Genomic DNA, 19,850 nt, shown 5'->3' on the forward strand with positions numbered 1-19,850 from the left:
GGGCGTCGAGACCTACGAGGTGAGCTCCCAGTGGGACCTTCCCGGTGCTGGCCGGGATGCCGTACGGTTCGCGGACTGGCTGACGGGCACGGCCGGAGTCCCCCTCGACAACGTACGACTTCTGCTGTCCCCACCTGCCCGGTCGGCTGACGGGCTGTCGGGGCTTCCGTATGCGACCAGGGACGCGACGCGGGAGAACGTGAGCTCCGTCATGTTCGACGAACTGCCCCACTGCGAGGGGGACCTCCTGTGGATCTACTGGGCGGGGCACGGTTACATCGACGCGGGTGACCGTCTGCTGCTTCCCTGCCAGAACGCCACCGCTAACCTGGCCCGTCATTTCAACCTGGGCTCGGCACTGCACTGGTGGCGTTCCGATGCCATCAAGCGCGGCCGGTTCCCGTTTCAGATCGCGATCGCCGATGCCTGCCGGATCGATGCCGCCGCCCAGCCGGGACTGAACTTCGGGACCGGGGACACTTATGGAGGCAGGAAGACGGACCCGGAGCGCCGGCAGTTCGTCCTGTACGCCAGTCGGCGCGGCGAGGTCGCCGGGAACATGGCCGAGCGCGGCGCGGGGCAGTTCACCGACAAGCTGTTGCAGCGGCTCAACGGGGTCGGGCTCGCCGAGGCGGTCTGGAACATGGACGGCATCGCACGTCAGGTCGTGGCCGACTTCGCCGAGGACCGCGAGGTGGGGCTGGCCTGGCAGCACCCCGAGTTCACCTATGAACGGGGCTGGGACGGGCTGCCGATCTTCGGACGGTCCTGGTCCGATCCAGCGCAGCGGGAACAGGCACCCTGTCTGGACCAGCAGGCGTGGAACGAACTGGGCAGCTTGCTCAGGGAACTGCAGCTGCCGCCGTTCACCTACGACGCGTACCGGTGGGCGTTCGAGATCAGCGGCTGCGTGCCGCCCGTTACGCGGGCCCTGCCCTCGACCAACCTGGTCAGCATCGCCCGCGATCTCGACCGGCGGCACGGCGGCACCGGTCGCATGGCTCTCGCGCTGCCCTTCGTGCGCTACCTGGCCCGGACGAGCTGCGACCCGGCCTGGGCCAGGAAGGCCGACACGTGGGTGGACGCCACCGTGGCGAGGACGGGCATGGATCCCGTCCCGCCCGCACCGGGCCTTCCCGCCGAGATGCCCACTCTGCATCTGAGGCTCGCCGGTGACCCACAGGACGACGGCCTGTTCTGGGCGCGTCTGTGGATCCACAAGTCGGAGGGGGCGTTCGAGAGCGTCTGGGAGTCCCAGCGGGCGATCACGCTGCGCGAAGTCCGTGATCGGATGGCCCAGGAGATCAACGCGATGACGACCGGCGTCGACCGGGCGCAGTGTGGATTCGCCCGGATCGAATTCGATGTCCCGTACGCGCTGCTCGACGAGGAGTTCGAGCGGTGGAAGCTGCCGATCGGGCGCCCCGGACGTCCGCCGCGCGAACTCGGTCACCAATACGAGGTCGTGCTGCGCTGCCTGGACGAGCGGGTCGGCGTTGCTGCTGATGCCTGGCGCAGGAAGTGGGACTGGTTCAAGGCCCACGGCGGACAGAACTCCCAGGCCATGCGGCGCCTGGGCGACGAGGACATCAACGCGACGCTCGACCTCGTGCTCACGAAGGAGGCGTCGCCCGTCTGCGTGATCGCGGAGGTTTCCGACACACGGGTCGCGGACACCATCGACGCGATCCTCGACGCGGGCATGCCCATCGCCGTTTGGCCCCGTGCCCGGACTCAGCCCGGTACGGATGGCACGGAGAACGCCGTGAGCCACTTCGACGACGTGCGGGCGCTGCCCAGGAACGTGCGCGACGGACGCATCGCCGCGCAGCGCCGGCCTCTCGCCCTGCTGTGGGACGACCCGGATCGCATACCCGACAATCGCTTCGCAGTCGTGGCGTACGGGGCTCAAGAAGGGACGACGGAGGCATGAAGCACTGGTGGATCTACCAGGGCCCAGGAGACTGCGATGCCAGACTCGCCAGGCTCGCCGCGCAGGAACCGCCGTGGAGGACGTTCCACGGCATCCCCGATGACGACTACGCCCAGCCGGGTGAGGAGAGCGCCGCCTGGAAGGACACGCTGCGGCGCGGCGCGGGATACGTTCCGGACCAGGAGGAGAAGGAGTCTGTCAATACCGCCCTCTACCTTCGCCGTCCGCTGCTCATCACCGGCAAACCCGGCGTAGGCAAGTCGACGCTCGCGTACAGCGTCGCAGCCGACCTCGGCCTCGGCCCCGTGCTCCACTGGCCGGTGACGAGCCGTACAACGCTGCGTGACGGCCTCTACCACTACGACGCGCTGGGCAGGCTCCACGACGCCAATCTGCGCTCCCTGAGCACGCGGTCCGCGGCTTCGGAGCGCGAGGAGGCCCCGCCTGGCGCCACCCTCGCCGCCGGTACGTCGGACATCGCCCCGTACCTTCGGCTGGGCCCTCTCGGCACCGCGCTGCTGCCCGGCAGGAAGCCACGGGTCCTTCTGGTCGACGAGATCGACAAGAGTGACATCGATCTGCCCGGTGACTTGCTCACGGTCTTCGAAGAAGGGGCATTCGAGATCCCCGAACTGGCGCGTGTCGCCCAGCAGCACCCCTCCGTCCGCATCGGCACGGCCGACGACGCCAAGGCCGGGGCTCTCGTGGAGGACGGCCGTGTCCAATGCAGCTCCTTCCCCGTCGTGTTGCTCACGAGCAACGGCGAACGCGACTTTCCCGCCCCCTTCCTGCGGCGTTGCATCCGGCTGCACCTGGAGCCGCCGAGCCAGGACAAGCTCGTGCGCATCGTGCGGCAACGGCTCAGACTGACCGAGAAGGACGACAGCGCTTACACGGACCTGGTGGAGGACTTCCTCGCCCGGAGGCAGGACGGCGACCTGGCCACCGACCAGCTTCTCAACGCCGTCCAGCTCCGCCTGAGCGGCACATGGACCGATCCCGAGGACCGCAGCCGCTTCCTGGCCACTGTCCTGCAGCGGCTCAACGGGCCGACCGCTCCATGAGGGTGATGCCGTGATCGAGGAGTTGTCCGACGCGCTGGGCGGGGCGGGTGCCGACGTGGGCCCGGAGGAACTGGCCGACATCCTCTGGCTGGCCGGCCGTATCGACGCGGCGGGCGAGTCGGAGCAGACGACCGCGGCCGACGACCCCGGCCGGACCCCGTCGGCACCCTCCGACACGGCAGAAGCGGGAGCCGACGCCGGCGAGACCGGTGAACACCGGCTCTACAACGACACCACGACAGCCGGGACCGGCGACCAACAGGGCCACCCCGGCGTGTCCGTCCTGGTGCGGCGCGCACCGGCGCTCGACGACTCGCTCGGCATCATGCGAGCCCTGCGCCCCTTGGGAAAGCGGGCCGAGAGGGCTGGCGAAGGGGAGCTCGACGAGGAAGCCTCAGTCCTCGCATCCGTCGAGCGCCGCATGCTGGTGCCCGTCATGCGCCCGTCGAGGGGCCGCTGGCTCGACCTCGTCATCGTCGTGGACACCCACCCGACCATGGTGTTCTGGCACGACGTGGTGACCGAGTTCTCCCGCGCCGTCACCCAGGCCGGTCTGTTCCGGGACGTGCGAGTGTGGTTCCTCGGCGACCCCGACACCACGGGCAGGCCCACGGTCGCCCGCACGCCTGGGGGCGAACCGCGCAGTGCTCAGGAGATCACCGACCCCTCCGGGCACCGCCTGGTCCTGGTCGTCACGGACACGGTCGCCGAGAGTTGGGGCCGGCCGACGATGGCGCGGGCCCTGCTCCGCTGGGCGGCGCACGGGCCGGTCGCCGTCGTGAACGTCATGCCGAGGCGGCTGTGGGACCGGGGAGCGGTAACCCCCACCGGTATGTTCGTGCGAGCCGCCCGCCCGGCCGCACCGAACGGGACCTGGCGGGTTCGCCCGGCAGGCCGCCGGTTCCGCCCCGGGCGGAACCGGTCCGCCCGTGGAGTATCCGTTCCCTTGGTGGAGGCCACCCCGGAATCGCTCGCAGCGCTCGCCTCCCTCGTCGCCGGTGGTGGCCGATGGACACGGATGACATGCCTGAGCGTGGACCGCGACTGCTCCTGGACGCCGAGCGAATCGTCAGCGGGGTCCTCGCCTCCGCTGGTTCCTCCTTCGGCCGAGTCCGTGCTCCGGCGGTTCCAGGCGACCGCGTCACCGCCCGCGCGACGCCTGGCCGGTCACCTCGCCGCTGTTCCCGTCACCCTGCCCGTCATGACCCTCGTACGCCGGGCCATGGTCGGGGAGTCCGACCACGGACACGTGGCGGAGGTGGCGCTGGGCGGTCTGTTCCAGCCGTGGCATCCGCTGCCTCCACGCACCGAACTGGACCGGTACACCTTCCAGTTCCTGCCAGGGGTCCGCGAAGCCCTCATGGGAGGACAGGACCGACAGGACATCACGGCCGTGCAGGAGCTCGTACGGAGATCGGTCTCGGCGTACTTGGAGCACGCGCCGACGCACGCGGGCGAGTTCCGGGCGGTGCGCGGGGCACCGCACCTCACCCAGGGAGATCGCGTACTGGCACCCGGGGCGCTCCCGTTCGCCCACACCAAGGGGCCGGAGTCGGCCCCGGTGGGGGTGCCTCTCCCGGAGTCAAGGCAGGGGAGACGTTCGTACGCTGCCGATTCCCCGGGTCTCCTGCCCTCATCGCACGCGGCCTCCTTGCAGCAGGTGGTGCGGAGAGCGGAGCAGGGGACGAGCCAGCTGGCCGTCCTCACCGGCCCCGCCGCGTCAGGCAAGACCCACGCGGCCTGGGAGGCGGTACGACTGCTTCCGGCCGACTGGCGCATCTGGGAACCGCGTTCCGTCGAAGAGTTCCTGGCAGCGGCCCCCAGGGTGGGACCGCACACGGTCGTCTGGCTCGACGACATCGAGGGCATCGCTTCCGGCGACGACCACGAGGTCGGCAGCCGAGCGGCGCGGTGCGTCGCTGGTCTGGTGGACCAGGGAAGCCCGCCCCGTGGCCCCGTCCTCACCTTCGTGATGAGACGAGAACGTGACGGCACCCATCCGTTCACCCTCGTGGAGGAACGTGCTGATCTCCTCACTTTCGAGGACGGTGCGGAATCACTCCTGCCTCCCGTCGCCGAGACGCTGGAGTCGCTCCCCCGGCCCGTTCGCGCTGTGTTGCCGGATTCGGACGCCACCGAGCCGTACTCCTCGGCCGATGCCGTCGTGCGCGTCGGAGCCGATGGAGTACGCGGAAGCGGCGTGCTGGTGAGAACGGGGGTGTTGACCGCCCGCCACCTCGTGAGCGACGCGCGTCGGATCACCGTGACCGTGCGGGCCATGACGTACACGGCCGAGGCCCACTCCTCACAGGGAGAGGTCGCTCTGCTGAGGATCACGGACCCGACGTGGCCGGACGGCACGTCGCCCGTCATGGGCAGGTCCTCACAGGAGATCCTCAAGGGGCAGAGCGTAGAACTGCAGGGCGTCGCGGGAGACGGCAGGGTTCTGCTCCGATGCAGGGTGTCGAATGTGACCGCGACGCACATAGCCGCTGTACTCACCGATCCCGTGCTGCAGGTCCTGCCGCCGCCCGCCGGCTTTCTGGAGCTGAGCGGCGCCCCGATCGTGGATGACAACGGGCGACTGGTCGGGGTGGTGACAGGAATGAACCAGGTAGTGGCCCAGCCCACCGGACCGCTGGTGGGGCAGCCCGTCTCCTCCCTCGACCGGTTGCTCGGCACCGGCGGAGAGTCCGCCCCTGAGCGCGACTCCCGTTTGCCGCTTCCTCGTGATTCCCGTGCGGTGCTGGTGGCAACGGCTAACACGTCATCACCGAGCCTCCCCGCGATTCCTTCCGTCGTCCCCGGCCTGGAACGCCTCCACGCCCTCCTCACGCTCGAGGGCCCGGCCCGCGCCTTCGACCCTCAGACCGCCACCGCCGTGATCGACCCGGCGACGTCGGCGGACGTTCTGCGTCCGCTGCACGACGCCGCCGCTGAGGCCCGCGATGTTCTTCTCTTCTATTTCGCGGGGCTCGCCCTCCTCGACAGCAGGGGCGAGCTCCATCTGGTCTGCTCGTCCACCGACCCGGAGCAGCCCGAGCTGACAGCCGTCAGCGCCAGGACCATCAACGACGTTCTGTTGACCAGTCCCGCGCGTCGGCGTCTCGTGATCCTGGACTGCGACTACAGCGGGCGTTGGCCGTCCATGGAGACCGACGACGTGTGGATGCTGGGAGCCACGAGTGGTTCGAGAGTCGCCTATGCGCCGGTGGGCACTCGGTACACCGCGTTCACAGGTGCACTCATCGATGTCCTTCAGGACGGCGTTCCCCACAGCTCGGCACCGGTGCTGGACCTGCACCTGGTGTGCGACGAGGTGAGCCTGGCCTTGCGCACCCGGAACGACCTGCCCGCTCCGCTGGTCCGAAAGGGCCGGTTCGTGCTGGCTCTCGGCGTGAACCGTGGACGGCCGGCACTGGGCAGGCAGCGTGGCAGAGTGAAGTGGTTCAACACCGAGAAGGGGTACGGCTTCATCACGCCCGACCGCGGCTCGGATCTCTTCGTCCACTTTTCGGAGCTCCAGATGGCCGGCTTCCGCACTCTCGACGAAGGGCAGGTGGTGGACTTCCGCATCGTCCAGGGGCCGAAGGGTCCTCATGCGTCGGACGTCCGGCTTGTCATGCCGAACCCGTGACGAGGGCCGGAGATCGGCTTGCGCGGGATCGATGGCATCAACTGGTCGTGGTTCCGAAGGCCTTCGTGCGCCGCTTGCCGCAGTGATGGCTCGCCTGCCGGGGTCTTGAAGTCCTCGCCCTCATGGCGCTGCCTTGCGTGGATAGGCCTCTGAAGAGCGCCGACCTGCGCCAGTACCTCGTATGCCTGGCGGCGAGCGGGCGCCCTCAGGGGGACGCTGCGGTACGTGCTGATCAGTCGGTGTGGTCTGTGGAACACGTCCCGTGCCTGGTTCGGCCTCGCCTGATGCCGGTCAAGGTCACCGTGGCTTCGGCCCCGCACGTACAGCGGCAGCGCCACCGGTCGGTGGTTCTGCCAGGGTAGGTCTCCAGGGGCTCGAACCCTGCCTGGCGGACCTCGGCAGCAGCCTTCGCCGGATCGGTTCGACCCCCGGCACGGGGGCACTTCTTACACCCCGTCGTTCCTGACCGGACGAAGGACAGACGCGTCATGACCTCGTTCCCGCAGGAACAGCGGCAGCGCCACGGGGCCGTGGCCCGGCCCTGGTAAGGCTCCAACGGCTGGAACCCGGCCGCTCGCATCTCGGCCTCGGCCTGCTCGGCGTTCGATGACTTAGAGGAGCAGAAGCGGCAGCGGCTCCCTCCGTTGTTGACGTTGGAGTAGGTAGGGGTGCTCTCGCGGCCGCATGTGGTGCAGCGGCAGCGCCAGGGAGCTCGACTGGTGCGGTAGGGCTCCAGCGGTTCGAACCCGGCCGCGCGCATCACTTCACCTGCCTTGGGGGCGGTCGCGGCGGCACGTTCGGCCTGGGCCGCTCGGGTCCGGCAGATGCGGCAGCCCTGGCCTCCGTTGCGTACGGCGTTGAAGGTGGGCCGGCCCTCGTGCCCGCACGTGGTGCACCGGGAGGGCCAGGTCGCATTCGTACGCCCTGGGTAGGGAACGAGCGGCTCGTACCCGCGGGCGCGCATCTCCGCGGTGGCGGCTTCGGCGTCGAACAGGACAGCGGCGCGGGGCCGGGCGCCGGCCCGGGGAGCGTAGTCGTCGGGGGCGCGGCGGGTCTCCTCCTCGACCATGGCCCACACCTCGCCGGCGGTGACGCGGTCGGCGGAGCAGGTTTCGCTCCATCCGTTCGGCATGACGTCCTTGGTGAGGAAGGGGCACAGCTTGGCGCCTCGCAGGCGGTCGAGGACGGCCTGTTCGACGTCGTAGGCGGCAGCTCCGGTCGCATAGTCGCGAGCCAGGTACAGCTCCCAGCCCTGACGTTCGTGCTGGAGGAGGCGGGAGGTGTATCCGGTGCAGGCGCCGATGCCGACCTTGACCGCGTTCCACTCCCGGTGGGTGATCACGTACAGCTTCGCCGGTCCTGCCAGGTCGATGCCGTGGGTGGCGCACATCCGGCATCCCTTGCCGGTACGGACACCGGTCAGCCGAAGATGCACGTCGTGGCCCGCCGGACAGCGGCACAACCAGCGCTTGTCACTGCCGGGATAGGGCTCCAGCGGCTCGAACCCGGCCGCCCGCATCTCGGCCGCGCACGCCGTGGGGTCGAGCGGCGCGCTTCCCGCGCAGTGTCCGCAGCCGTACCCGCGGCCCTTGACGCCGGAGTACAGGGGCTTCGACTCCTTCCCGCACGTGGTGCAGCGGCAGTGCCAGCCCACCGAAGCACCGGGATACGGCTCCAGCGGTTCGAAGCCGTGCGCCCGCATCAGGGCGGTGGCCTCGGCCGGGTCGGTACGGCGGGCAGCAGCACGCTGCTTGTACCCCTCCGCCCGGCAGACCGGACACGGGTCGTAGCCGCTGCGGACGCTCGACGCCTTCACCCGGACCACCTCGCCGCACGCCGCATGACGGCAGCTCCACAGCGCTGCGGCGGACAGATACGGCTCCTGCGGCTCGTAACCTGCCTCGCGCATCATGGACTCGGCCCTTTCGGCGTTGGCCTCGCGCTGCCGCCGACCGCGGGCTCGGCGATTGCAGGTGGCGCAGCCTGACGCGACCCCCTCCTTGACCAGGTTCCGGACCGCGGACAGTCGTGGTGTGCCGACGGTCCCGCACGCGGTGCAGCGGCAGCGCCACGGTGTCTGACTGTTGAGATACGGCTCCAGCGGCTCCAGACCGACCGACCGCATGTCCGCCTCGGCCCGCTCGGCTCCGCCGGCCCGCTCCTGGAGGATCGCCCGGCGGCTCTCCTTCGCACACTCCGTACACCCGACCCGGCCTGCGCCGAGGTACGCCAATCGCGGGGAGACGATGCTTCCGCACGCCAGGTGCCGGGACCGCCACGGTTTCCCACTCCCGGGATAGGGCTCCAGCGGTTCGTATCCGGCCGCCTGCATCGCGGCGGTGTGCTTGGCTTCGGCCGCTTGGCTGCGCAGGCGCCCGGCCTCCTCGCGGTCGGAGTCAGAGCTGTGGAAGAACGAGCGAACCATGCCGACGATTCTCGCGCTTCAACGCGAGCAGCGAGACCTGGTTTGTGATCCTCCTCCTCCTCAAGAGTGGCCTTCCACAGGCACTCATAGTCCGCCGGGCAAGCGATCGCTGGCCGTGATGAGCAAGACCAGGGCGAGCCAGAAGCAGCTCCGCACGGTCATCGACATCAGCATGAATGCGCTCTCGTGTGCCTTGCATGCCCGGAGCCAACCTCGTCGTTTCGCCTGGGTGCGGCGGCTGTTGGGGCCGCGGGGGCGCCGGGCAGGGGTCCCCGCCGAGCAGTGGATGCCGCTGGAGGCGGGATCAGCGCACCAGGAATCGGACGGCACTGACGGCGTTCCCAGGACCACCACCGAACTCCGCGACAAGGGCGAACGGGTCGGCCACAAGCGAGTCGCCCGCGTGATGCGGAATCTCGATCTGGCGGGAGCGCGGTTGACGCAGACTGTCTCGCCACTCATATGGCGCTGAGGTTCCGAACGAACGTCGCGCAGGTTCAAGTACGTGCCGTGTCGGCATTCCTAAGATTCGACGGCAGAAGGGAAACCCGGGCTGCTCAGGGACGGGTACACACCAAGGACAAGGAACTCGTGAAACAAGAGAGGTCCAGCCGCGTGGCCGTCAGCACCAGCAGCGCGCGCAGCCTCCCTCCGGACAGCCCTGCTCCATTGGAGCCCGCTCGCTGCTGATCAGCCGGTTCACGCCTTCTGTGCGCCGAGCTGGGGGGCGGCCGAGCAGGCATAGGGCCGACCTGAAGAGAGTCATCCCAACGCTTCGGCCCCTTCTGTATATGCAAGCAATCAGCTCGTTGATCGTCGGGGAGCTCTTTCTCCTGAAACCCGGTGGTCGGACAGAGCTGCCGTGGGAAGCGGAGACATGATGGGCCAGAGTCCTTATGACTATGTCGTTGTGGGAGCGGGGACAGCGGGGTGCGTGATTGCCTCCCGGCTTTCGGAACGCCCCCGCGTGCGGGTGCTGTTGCTGGAGGCGGGAGCCCGGGACGCGACCGAGGCGATGGCATCTCCTTGGGGGTTCCTGGGGTTCGACCAGTCATCCCTCTGGCGGGGCGCCTCGACCGTGCAGGCCGGTACGGGCAGGGCCGCTGAGGTGCTGCGCGGTAAGGCGCTCGGCGGATCGTCGAGCATCAACGGCCTCTACCACCTGCGGGGGCACCACTCCGGTTACGACGAATGGCCCGGACTCGGTGCTCCGGGCTGGGGTTTCAACGATCTGCTGCCCTATTTCCGTCGCAGTGAGAGCACTCGCGGTCGTGATGCCTCCGTGCGGGGCACGGACGGGCCGGTCGTGGTCGCCCCGGTTCCGGAACCCCATCCCCTGGCCGTGGCGGGCGTCGACGCTGCGGTGCAGGCCGGGTTCACACGCGCCGACGACATCGGCGGCGGGCTGGAGACCGGGTTCGGGTGGAGTGACATGAATCTGCCCGGCGGCGCCCGCCAGAGCGCGGCCGACGCCTACATCCGTCCGTTCCTCGACCGGCCGAACCTGGACGTCGTCACGGACGCGACCGTGCAGCGGCTGCGCATCACCGCAGGCCGCTGCACCGGCGTCGAGTACACGGTGGGTGGCGCGCACCTGTCCGCTGAGAGCGCCGAGGTCGTGGTGACCGCGGGGGCCATCGGTTCCGCGCACCTTCTGATGCTGTCAGGGATCGGCCCGGCGCGACACCTTGGCGAACACGGCATCGGTGTCGTCGCCGACCTGCCGGGAGTGGGATCCCATCTGCAGGACCATCCGATGGCGGCAGTGGTGTACGAGGCCAGCCGGCCCGTACAGTTCGTTCCTGCCAACCCGCCGGCGGAAATGATGGGCCTGTCGTACAGTGACCCCGCCGCGGCCCGGCCGGACCTTCAGGTCTATGTCGTCGCCGCACCGCTCCCGTCGGCATGGGGCCGGCCGCCGGCCAACGGCTACTCCATCGCCTTCTCCGCGATGGCTCCGCACAGCAGCGGCACCGTGCGCCTGGCGGACGCCGATCCCGCCGGCGCTCCCGTCGTCGACCCGGGCTACCTGAGCGACGACCGTGACCTGGAGGTCATGCGCAGGGGCCTGGCAGTGGCACGCCGCATCGGGGAGGCCGACGCGTTCGCCGACTGGCGCAAGCAGGAAGCGGTGCCCGGCTCCGGGACGAGCGGCGAATCCGTGGACGAGTTCATCCGGAAGGCTACCGGCCCCTACTTCCACTTCACCGGCACCTGCCGCATGGGAACCGACGCCCATGCCGTCGTCGACCCTGCCAACCTGCGCGTACATGGGATCGCCGGGCTGCGGGTCTCCGATGCCTCGGTGATGCCGTCCATCCCCTCGGCCAACACCAATGCGACCGTCTACGCCATCGCCGAACGGGCTGCCGAACTGCTCGACTGAGCCTTCCCCCGCGCCCTCGGGACTTCCACATCTGGCTTCACCCAACGGCGCGTCGAGCGTGCAGGCAGGTTCAAACCCAATTGATACGAGTGATCCTTTCCGTTCTTCGAATGCATTCGAAGGTATCGGTGGGGCTCGAGCCGAAAGCACAAGAAGCAAAACGCAGTTCGGCCCCGACCGGCCTCATCCCCCTCCTCAGACAGGAGCACCATCATGTCCGAAACGCTTCAGACCAGCGACGTCGCCACCTCCGACGCCGACCTGCTCGATCAGACCGCAGCCGCCGTACGCGCAGCCGGTGCGGCGCTGCGCGAGTCCTTCGGCGGCGTAGTCCGCTACCAGACCCGCCAAGAGCTGATGCGCGCGCTCGCCGTCAACGACAACGCGGCGCTCGACATCCTGCGCCCCCGTCTCACGGACCTGCGCCCGGAGGCCAGTTGGGTGGAGGACGAACTGGACGGCGGGGCGCTGCCGCCCGGCGAGTGGTGGGTCGTGGACCCGGCCGAAGGCAACGTCAACCACCTGCACGCCCTGCCCGAGTGGGCGGTGACCGCCACCCTCGTACGGGAGAACCAGCCGGTGCTCACAGCGGTCCACCTGCCGTTGACGGGCGAGACCTACACCGCGCTCACCGGCGCCGGAGCCTACCTCGACGGCCGGCCACTGCGCGTCTCCGCAACCGCAGACCTCGGCCTGAGCATCGTGGCCACCAGCCAGGCTCGGCCGGATGAGGACGAGAAGGTCGTTCGGCGCGTCGGCTCCTCGATCACCGAGATGCTCTTCGACGCGCTTGTCGTCCGCACCGCCGTGCCTGCGACCCTGCACCTGACGAATGTGGCCGCCGGCCGGATCGACGTCTTCTGGCAGTTCGCCGGCGCCCGCGCGGACCTGCTGCCCGGGGCGCTGCTCGTCACCGAGGCGGGCGGACAGATCTCCGACACCGAGGGCCACCCCTGGACCCCGCAGAGCGAGAGCTTCCTGGCTGCCGCGCCCGGCGTCCACGCCGCGGCCGTCGCCACGCTCTCCCGCTGACCCCGTACACCACGACCGAACCCACGCAAGGACATCACCATGACCACGATCGCAGTTCTCGGAAACGGCCGCGTCGGAGGCAATCTGGCCGCAGCCCTCACCCGCGCAGGACACGAGGTGACGGTGGCGGACCGCGAGCCGGGCGCAGCCGTTGATGCCGCCCGGACGGCCCGGATCGTCATCAACGCCACCCCGGGCGCCGGCTCCCTGGAACGTCTCGCCGCCCTGCGCGAAGAGCTGCACGACAAGATCCTGGTGGACGTCTCCAACGCCACCGTCGACGGCCCGGACGGACTGCCCGCCGACCTCATTCACCCCGGATCGAGCCTCGCCGAGCGACTGCAAGAGGCGCTCCCCGAAACGCGGGTCGTCAAGACGCTCAACACCATGCTCTTCCCGGTGATGACCGCACCGGCCATGCTCACCCAGACGCCAACCGTCTTCCTCTCCGGCGAGGACCCGCTGGCCAAGCAGACCGTCCGCGAACTCCTCGTCGACCTCGGTTGGCACAAGGAATGGATCACCGATCTCGGCGGGATCCAGACCGCGCGCGCCACGGAGGCCGCGATACTGTTCGTCCCGCACGTCATTCGGTCCAGCGGATTCGCGCCCTTCGCGATCTCGATCGCCCGCTGACTGCCGAGCCGTGCCGACTGCAGGTGACCGGAGCCGGCACCGGCACGGATGGCTCCCGGTGGGCCCACTACTCGTACGGGGCTCTCGTTGCCGAACCGGGCGAACCGACCACGGCGGCGCGTACTCAGGCGCTCAGCTCATCTCGCCGCATCAGAAGCATCAGCTCTGCCTCTCGACCGCTGCCATGCGAGCCGTCCATAGGAAGATTGGCACGGTGCCCCCATGGGTCATCGCGGCGTCCTGCGGAACACGATCACCACAGGATGGTGTTGAAGCATGGAATACGAGGGGATCGGAGCGGGATGCACGGCACAGGAGCGGAAGTCGGCGGCAGCCGAGGGGTGTTCACAGTGGACTCGACTGCCCCGGGCTCCGCACCGCGGGGACTCGACGTCTTCCGGCGCGGGTGGGAGACGCAGGTCGGCGACGATGTCTTCCAACTGCCGGCCTTCAGCCCGGACACCATCGGTGACTTCCGGGTCAAGGGCAACGTGGTCAAGGTACACGGCGCGGCGATCGCCGATCTTCACGCCGCGTCGGCAACCCGGACCGCGGATGTCCCGGGCGGAGATCAAGACCTGGTTGCCATGTACGTCGTGCGGCGCGGCGCGTGGACGCTGGGGGGCCCGCCCGGTTACGGCGACCGGACCGTTTCGGCTGGCCAGTTCCTCGTCCGGCACCTCGGGCACCTGACGGCCTTCGAGACGTCGGCGCACCTCACGGCGAAGTTCCTTGTCCTACCCCCCGGCGAGCTCAAGCCCCTGCTCGGGAGCCGGGTCATTACGGGGCCGGCGGACTCGGCCGAGGTGCGCTTGCTGACGGCCCTTGCAGACATGATTCACACGACCGTGGCCGACCTCGGCCCGGCCGGTGTGGAAGCTGCCCAAGGCACTTTGGTCGAGCTGACCAAGGCGGTGGCGAAGGGCCGGTTCGACGACGTGGAACCCCGGTTGGCTCCCGCGCTCGCCCAGGCAGCCAAGGACCTCGCGGACCGTCGGCTCGCTGATCCCGAACTCTCTCCGGCGATGCTTGCGCGTGAGCTCAACGTTTCCGTCCGTACGCTGCACCGGGCGTTCGCCGCGGTGGGTGAGCAGGTGACCACCTACATACGCCACCGGCGACTGCATGAGGCCCGGCTCGCCCTTGTCTCGCCGCCAGGGCGCATGAGCATTTCGGAACTCGCGGCACACTGGCAGTTCGCGGACGGCAGTCACTTCACCCGGGCCTTCAAGAAGCACTACGGTCAGACTCCCACCGAGTACGCCCGCTCGACTTCGGGAGGGAGGGTGGCTTGACCGCCACCAGCTGCCGCGGCGCGGTGGCGGGTGCCTGGCTTCTTCGCGTGCCAGGCGGATCCGGTCGGCGGTGAGCTGACGGAAGGCGGTGTGTGCCTCGGGCTTCCCCTTGCAGCGGCGCCCGAAGGCGTCGCTGACGACGGTGGGCACCGAGAAGTCCTGGACGTCCAGGCGCTGCCAGGACCAGGTGGCTCGGTGACTCCACTCGCACCACGCTCGCCGGAAGGTGTTCTCCGCCTCCACTCCCAACCCGGCAAAGCCGGGATCGTCGGAGAACTGTGGCGTGGGCAGGACGGCCCACCACGCTGCTGAACGCTGCTGTTCGTTCTGAGTCGACCTCCCAGCCCGGTCGCACCGCCGGTGCAATCCAAGCCGACCGCTCCGGCCCCGGCCGTCGCTGGCAGCGTGCCGGAGGTGAGTGCGGCAGCTCTGCCGGAGGCCTCGGCCCTCTGGGCCTTCAAGACGTACCGAATGTCCCCTTCTCCTATGATGGCCAGAGGGCGAGGCCAGAAATGGACTGATGCCGATGAGCGGACCCTTGCACGCCAGGGGGACCGGCGCGGGAGGAAGGGGCCTGCCGCTGGAGCCGTATCCCGCCACCGCCTGGGTGGACCGGGTGGGCACCGTCCAGCTGTGGAGCGCGGAGGCGGAAGCCCTCCTTGGATACTCGGTGAAGGAAGTCTGCGGCACACCGGCGGTGGAGCTGCTGACCACACGCGGGGACCGCGAAGCGGCGCTGGCCGGGCACGCCCGGTCTGAGGCCCGGCAGAGCTGGGACGGCATTCTCGGCCTGCGGCACCGCGACGGGCACGAGGTGAGGGTCGCGCTACGCGTGCGTCCGGTCACGGACCGGGAGGGCCGGACGGGATGGTCGGTCTCCGCAGGAGACGCTGGGCGGATCGAGCGGGCGGACGTCGACCGGGCGATGATGTGCGCCGTGTTCCAGCAGTATCCCGCCCCCATCGCCATCATGGACGACGCGTTGCGGTACCGGTTGCTGAACGCAGCGGCAGAGCGAGCCCTCAGCCACCCCGGACACCAGCTCATCGGCCGGCACGTCGGCGCGGACACCTCCCACGTCGACTCCGGAGCGATCGACCGGGTTCTGCGGCAGGTGCGAGAGACCGGTGAGCCCGTCCTCGGCCTTCCGGTGCGCGAAAGCCCCCTGTCCGGTCCGGACGGCGACCGGATGTGGTCCCTGTCCACGTTCCGACTGACCGACCCGACCGACCGTCCCCTCGGCACGTGCCAGACGTACGTCGACATCACGGACGGGTACCGGGCCGAGCGGCGACTGGAACTGCTGACCAGAGCCGGAGCGGGCATCGGTGCCACGCTGGACGTGGCACGTACCGCGCAGGAGCTGGCGGACGTCCTCGTGCCTGCCCTTGGTGACGTCGCCTGGGTGGCCCTGTCCGAGGCCGTGCTCGAGGGGGACGAGCCCCCGAAGATGCTCGGTCCGGGGCAGTGGAATCTGCGCCGGATCGGCGTGGCCCCGCCGGGTGACGACTGGCCCGCCGGTCTCCCTGCCGTGGGCGCGGTTCCGCCCACGCTGCCGAACCACCCGCTTCTACGGAGAATCGGACAGGGCGAGACCGTCCTGCTGCCTGACCGGGACAGCGTGATCGCCGCAGCGGAGGGGCACTCGGAGCTGGCCCCTCTGTTCGTCCCCGAGCACCGCCACTCGGCGATCGCGGCTCCGTTGTTCGCCCGCGGCCTCGTCCTCGGCACCGTGGTCGTCTGGCGCACCCGCCGACCCGGCCCCTTCGGCCAGGAGGACGCCGACCTGCTGACGGAGATAGCCTCCCGGGCCGCACTCGGCGTGGACAACGCCCGCCGTTACACGCGCGAGCACCGGGCGGCCGTCGCTCTGCAACAGCGCCTGCTCCCCGCCGCCACCACCGACACCCCCGCGGCGGAGACCGTGGGGTTCTACGTGCCGGCGGGAGGCGGGGCGGAGATCGGCGGCGACTGGTACGACGTCATAGCTCTCCCCTCCTTCCGCGTCGCCCTCGTCGCGGGTGACGTCACGGGACACGGTCTGCCCGCCACCGCCACCATGGGCCGGCTGCGCACGGCCGTCGACACTCTGGCCGACCTGGAACTGGACCCGGACGAACTCCTCACCCACGTCGACGACCTCGTCCACCAACTCCAGGCCGAGGCGCCCCACCAAGGGGACACCATCGGAGCCAGCTGCCTGTACGCCGTCTACGACCCCATCACCTGCCAATGCACCCTGGCCAGCGCCGGACACCCACCGCCCGTCGTGATCCGACCCGACGGCACCGTCGAATCCGTCGAGATCTCGCCCGGACCGCTGCTCGGTGTGGGCGGGCTGCCGTTCGAGGCGACCACGTTCGACCTCGAGCCCGGCAGCATCGTCGCGGTGTACACCAAGGGCGTCATCTACCGCGACGACCACGATCCCGACGCCGGTCTGCGACGGCTGACCGACCGTCTCGCGCGGTTCGCCGGCCCCGGCCGTGGTCTGGACGGCGCGGGACACGAGCTTCTCCGCAGCCTGGGCGACGCTCCGGCCCGCGACGACATGGCCCTGCTCCTGGCACGCACGCGTGCCATCGACCCGGGGAACACCGCGACCTGGGAATTCCCCGCAGACGCCTCCGTCGTCGCCGCCGCGCGCAAGGCGGCGGCCGGGCAGCTGGCCGCGTGGGGACTGGACGAGGTGTCCTTCATCACCGAACTGGTCGTCAGCGAACTCGTCACCAACGCCGTCCGGTACGCGGGCGGTCCCATCGGCATGCGGCTCATCCGGGGAGACGTATTGGTCTGCGAGGTCAACGATCCCAGCAACACCCAGCCGCGGCTGCGCCGGGCCCGGTGGTCCGACGAAGGGGGCCGAGGCTTGTTCCTCATCGCCCAACTCACCACCCGCTGGGGCAGCCGCTACACCCGGAGCGGGAAGACCATCTGGACCGAGCAGCCCCTCACCGCCGATTTCGACCTGCTCGACCTGCCGCCTTGACCGGCTCGACTTCTATGCGGTGCGCGGCTGCAGGTCGACATCACTCCCGGACATGAGGGCAACGATTCCGTGGTCGGTGACGGCCACGGACCGGAGTGCGAGCCCTTCGGGCAGGTTGTCGAGCGGGGCCTGACGCTCCAGGGACTTCTCCAGCAGGGTGCGTGCGGCAGGAGGCACGTTCTGGGAGAGCCGGACGTCGTCGACCCCGATGGCTCTCGAGCCGGCGACGCCGACGTGCGCGGAGGCCGAGACCTGTCCAAGCAGCGGGACCTGAGTGGTCGCTACCACTTGGTCGTCGCCGTTGCCTCGGTTGATGTCGACCCCGTAGAAGGCCGAGAGGTCTTCGTACGCGATGGTCGCCGTGACCTCGGCCTCGTCGGCCTGCTCCCGCCCGCCCTGCTCTTGGCGTATTCCGTGCAGATGGATGGCGAGATCCTGAATGGTCAGGACGCGACCGTTCAGGGTGGCTGGAACCTGTGCGGCGTCGATGTCCGCCTCGGTGATCACCTTTCGAGCCAGCTGAAGTGACACGGGAAAGCCGTTCACACGCACCTGGGGAGCGGAGTTCAGGCCGATGTCCCGCCGAATCGAGTCGGCGATGCGGTCCTGCGCGTACTGCGTGGCCAGTACCTCGCTGCCGGCGGCGGTGAGCAGCGCCAGGGCCGCTGCGACCCATACGTTCCGGCGACGCCTGCGCCGCATTGCCCGGCCGTTCTCTGGTCCGTTCATGTTCTCTCCTTCTACAGACCCCGCAGCCTTGCGCCGCGCGTCTAAGCGAGCCGTCACAAACTTCTGATTGCCCATCAGGCGAGTTCCGCGGGACGTGACGGTCGGTCGCAGCGGTGTCGGCCTGTCAGCTGTGCATCGGCGGTCGGCGGATCATCGGGCCGTTGCTGGTGGTCGTGGGTGATGCCGAGGTGCTGGGGCTGTTGCTTGAGGCACTCGGGCTGGGGCTTGGCGATTCGCTCGTCGGCCTCGCACTGGCGGGTTCCTCCGTTTCGGTCCGGGTGGCGAGGAGGACGGTGTCGCCGCGTTTCAGTTGCGTACCGGCAGTCGGGATGGTTGCGATCACGGTGCTGGTGCCGGCGGCGCTGGAACGGGGAGTGAGTGCGATGTTCAGGCCCAGCTCGGCCAGGTCTGCTTTGGCTTGTGCGAGGGTCTTCCCGACCAGGCTTCCGGGGACGGCGACGGTGGGGGTCGTGGGCTCCGTCGATGCATGAGGGCTCATCGGGCTGGCGCCGCTGCTGGGATCGGTGGTGCCTTCCAGACCACTGGTGGTGGGCTCTGGCTCGGGCGAAGGGCTTGCGGAGGAGGAGGAGGAGGAGGAGGGCGAGGTCTGCGTGCGGGGGCCGATGGCGTGCGTCGCATCCGGAGCCGCAGCGAGGACAGCGGTGACGACTGCGCCTGCGCCGAGGAGGGCCAACGCCGCGAGTGCCGCCCGTTGGGGACCGCGGGATCTCCTGGAGGACCTGAGAGCCGTTGTCGCCTCTTCCTCCGGGAAGGTCGGCGCTCCCGCGAGCGTGGTGTCCTGAGGAGGCGCGATGTCGTGACTTCCGGGGGTGAGCAATGCGTCACGCATGGCCGCGGCGTCGGCGAACCGGTCGTCGGGACTCTTGGCCATGGCGCGGGCAAGCGCCGTCTGGACGTGCCCGGGCAGTTCCACTCCGAGGTCCCTCGGGGCCTGCGGGTCCGCGTACATGTGCTGGTAGGCGATGGCGAACGGGCTGTCCCCGGTGAAGGGCCGGCGGCCGGTGAGGAGCTCGTAGAGCATGCAGCCGGTCGAGTAGAGGTCGGAGCGCGCGTCGACAGGCCGCCCCTGGGCCTGCTCGGGGGACATGTACGCGGTGGTGCCGACCGAGATGCCCGTGCCGGTCACGCTCGTGTCGTGCCCGTGGGATACGTGGGCGATCCCGAAGTCCATGACCTTGACCAGCCCGTCGGCGGTGATCATGACATTGGCCGGCTTGATGTCCCGGTGGACCAGACCGGCCGCGTGGGCGCAGGCGAGTGCTTCCAGTGTTCCCGCGACCCAGTCGATCGCCTCCTGCGTAGAGGGTGGGGCCGACCTCAGCCGTTCGGCGGCCGTGTGTCCGGTGATGTGCTCCATGACCAGGAACGGGCGCGGGGGCGCTGTCGGAAGCCAGCCGGCGTCGTAGACGGCTGCGACGCATGGATGGTTGAGGGAGGCGGCCGCGCGTACCTCGCGCTGGAAGCGGCTCTGGGCGACGTCGTCGAGGGCGAGCTGTGTGTGCATCAGCTTCACGGCGACCGCGCGGTGCAGGACCAGGTCGTCGGCCGACCAGACCTCGCCCATGCCGCCGCGGCCGATCAGCTCGCGTAGCGCGTACCGGTCGCCGATCAGGCCGGCCCACGGGTCGTGGAGGGGGTACTGCATGACGGATACCTGCGATCCTTCAGTGGTCAGGCTGACGGGGAGGGGTGCGGTGGGGTTT

The 19,850-nt window shown here is 69.7% G+C and carries 12 protein-coding genes; 9 read left to right on the plus strand and 3 right to left on the minus strand.

The window, feature by feature from the left end; all coding sequences use genetic code 11:
- The first annotated feature begins 211 nt into the window (after positions 1 to 211).
- The 3 genes from ACFQ79_RS11570 to ACFQ79_RS11580 are packed head-to-tail and all read left to right on the plus strand — an operon-like array spanning position 212 to position 6,634.
- Positions 212 to 1,933, plus strand: coding sequence for a hypothetical protein (locus tag ACFQ79_RS11570; protein ID WP_383581613.1), 1,722 nt, complete (start codon positions 212 to 214; stop codon positions 1,931 to 1,933).
- A complete protein-coding gene (locus tag ACFQ79_RS11575) occupies positions 1,930 to 2,997 on the plus strand; it encodes an AAA family ATPase (protein WP_383581615.1) in 1,068 nt (355 codons plus the stop codon). Before ACFQ79_RS11570 ends, ACFQ79_RS11575 begins: the two co-directional genes overlap by 4 nt.
- Positions 2,998 to 3,007: 10 nt before the next feature.
- Positions 3,008 to 6,634: an SAV_2336 N-terminal domain-related protein gene (locus tag ACFQ79_RS11580; RefSeq protein WP_383581617.1), complete on the plus strand. Its 3,627-nt coding sequence runs from the start codon at positions 3,008 to 3,010 to the stop codon at positions 6,632 to 6,634.
- Between the two features lie 232 nt (positions 6,635 to 6,866).
- Here ACFQ79_RS11580 and ACFQ79_RS11585 read toward each other — a convergent pair whose 3' ends face one another.
- Complete coding sequence (locus tag ACFQ79_RS11585) at positions 6,867 to 9,059, minus strand: hypothetical protein (protein ID WP_383581620.1); 2,193 nt, start codon at positions 9,057 to 9,059, stop codon at positions 6,867 to 6,869.
- Between ACFQ79_RS11585 and ACFQ79_RS11590 the strand changes: the two genes are divergently transcribed.
- The 6 genes from ACFQ79_RS11590 (at position 9,058) to ACFQ79_RS11615 (ending at position 17,397) form a co-directional block, all read left to right on the plus strand.
- A complete protein-coding gene (locus ACFQ79_RS11590) occupies positions 9,058 to 9,531 on the plus strand; it encodes a transposase (RefSeq protein ID WP_383581623.1) in 474 nt (157 codons plus the stop codon). The two genes, ACFQ79_RS11585 and ACFQ79_RS11590, sit on opposite strands and share 2 nt — an antisense overlap.
- A gap of 408 nt (positions 9,532 to 9,939) precedes the next feature.
- Positions 9,940 to 11,445 carry a GMC family oxidoreductase gene (locus tag ACFQ79_RS11595; protein ID WP_383581698.1) on the plus strand — a complete coding sequence of 502 codons (1,506 nt, stop codon included), beginning with the start codon at positions 9,940 to 9,942 and terminating at the stop codon, positions 11,443 to 11,445.
- Positions 11,446 to 11,658: 213 nt separating this feature from the next.
- The gene (locus ACFQ79_RS11600) at positions 11,659 to 12,477 is read left to right on the plus strand and encodes an inositol monophosphatase family protein (RefSeq protein ID WP_383581626.1); all 819 of its coding nucleotides are present in this window, start codon (positions 11,659 to 11,661) and stop codon (positions 12,475 to 12,477) included.
- A 39-nt stretch (positions 12,478 to 12,516) separates the two neighbouring features.
- Complete coding sequence (locus tag ACFQ79_RS11605) at positions 12,517 to 13,113, plus strand: NADPH-dependent F420 reductase (protein WP_383581628.1); 597 nt, start codon at positions 12,517 to 12,519, stop codon at positions 13,111 to 13,113.
- Between the two features lie 350 nt (positions 13,114 to 13,463).
- A complete protein-coding gene (locus ACFQ79_RS11610) occupies positions 13,464 to 14,408 on the plus strand; it encodes a helix-turn-helix domain-containing protein (RefSeq protein WP_383581630.1) in 945 nt (314 codons plus the stop codon).
- Between the two features lie 526 nt (positions 14,409 to 14,934).
- On the plus strand, positions 14,935 to 17,397 hold the full coding sequence (locus tag ACFQ79_RS11615) for a SpoIIE family protein phosphatase (RefSeq protein ID WP_383581633.1): 2,463 nt from the start codon (positions 14,935 to 14,937) through the stop codon (positions 17,395 to 17,397).
- Positions 17,398 to 17,409: 12 nt separating this feature from the next.
- Here the strand turns inward: ACFQ79_RS11615 and ACFQ79_RS11620 are convergent, their stop codons facing one another.
- Complete coding sequence (locus ACFQ79_RS11620; protein ID WP_383581636.1) at positions 17,410 to 18,126, minus strand: DUF2993 domain-containing protein; 717 nt, start codon at positions 18,124 to 18,126, stop codon at positions 17,410 to 17,412.
- Between the two features lie 124 nt (positions 18,127 to 18,250).
- Entirely contained in the window at positions 18,251 to 19,792 is a 1,542-nt protein-coding gene (locus ACFQ79_RS11625; protein WP_383581638.1) for a protein kinase, read from the minus strand.
- Between the last annotated feature and the right edge of the window lie 58 nt (positions 19,793 to 19,850).

The organism is Streptomyces sp. NPDC056480, assembly GCF_042795405.1.
Classification (GTDB): Bacteria; Actinomycetota; Actinomycetes; order Streptomycetales; family Streptomycetaceae; genus Streptomyces.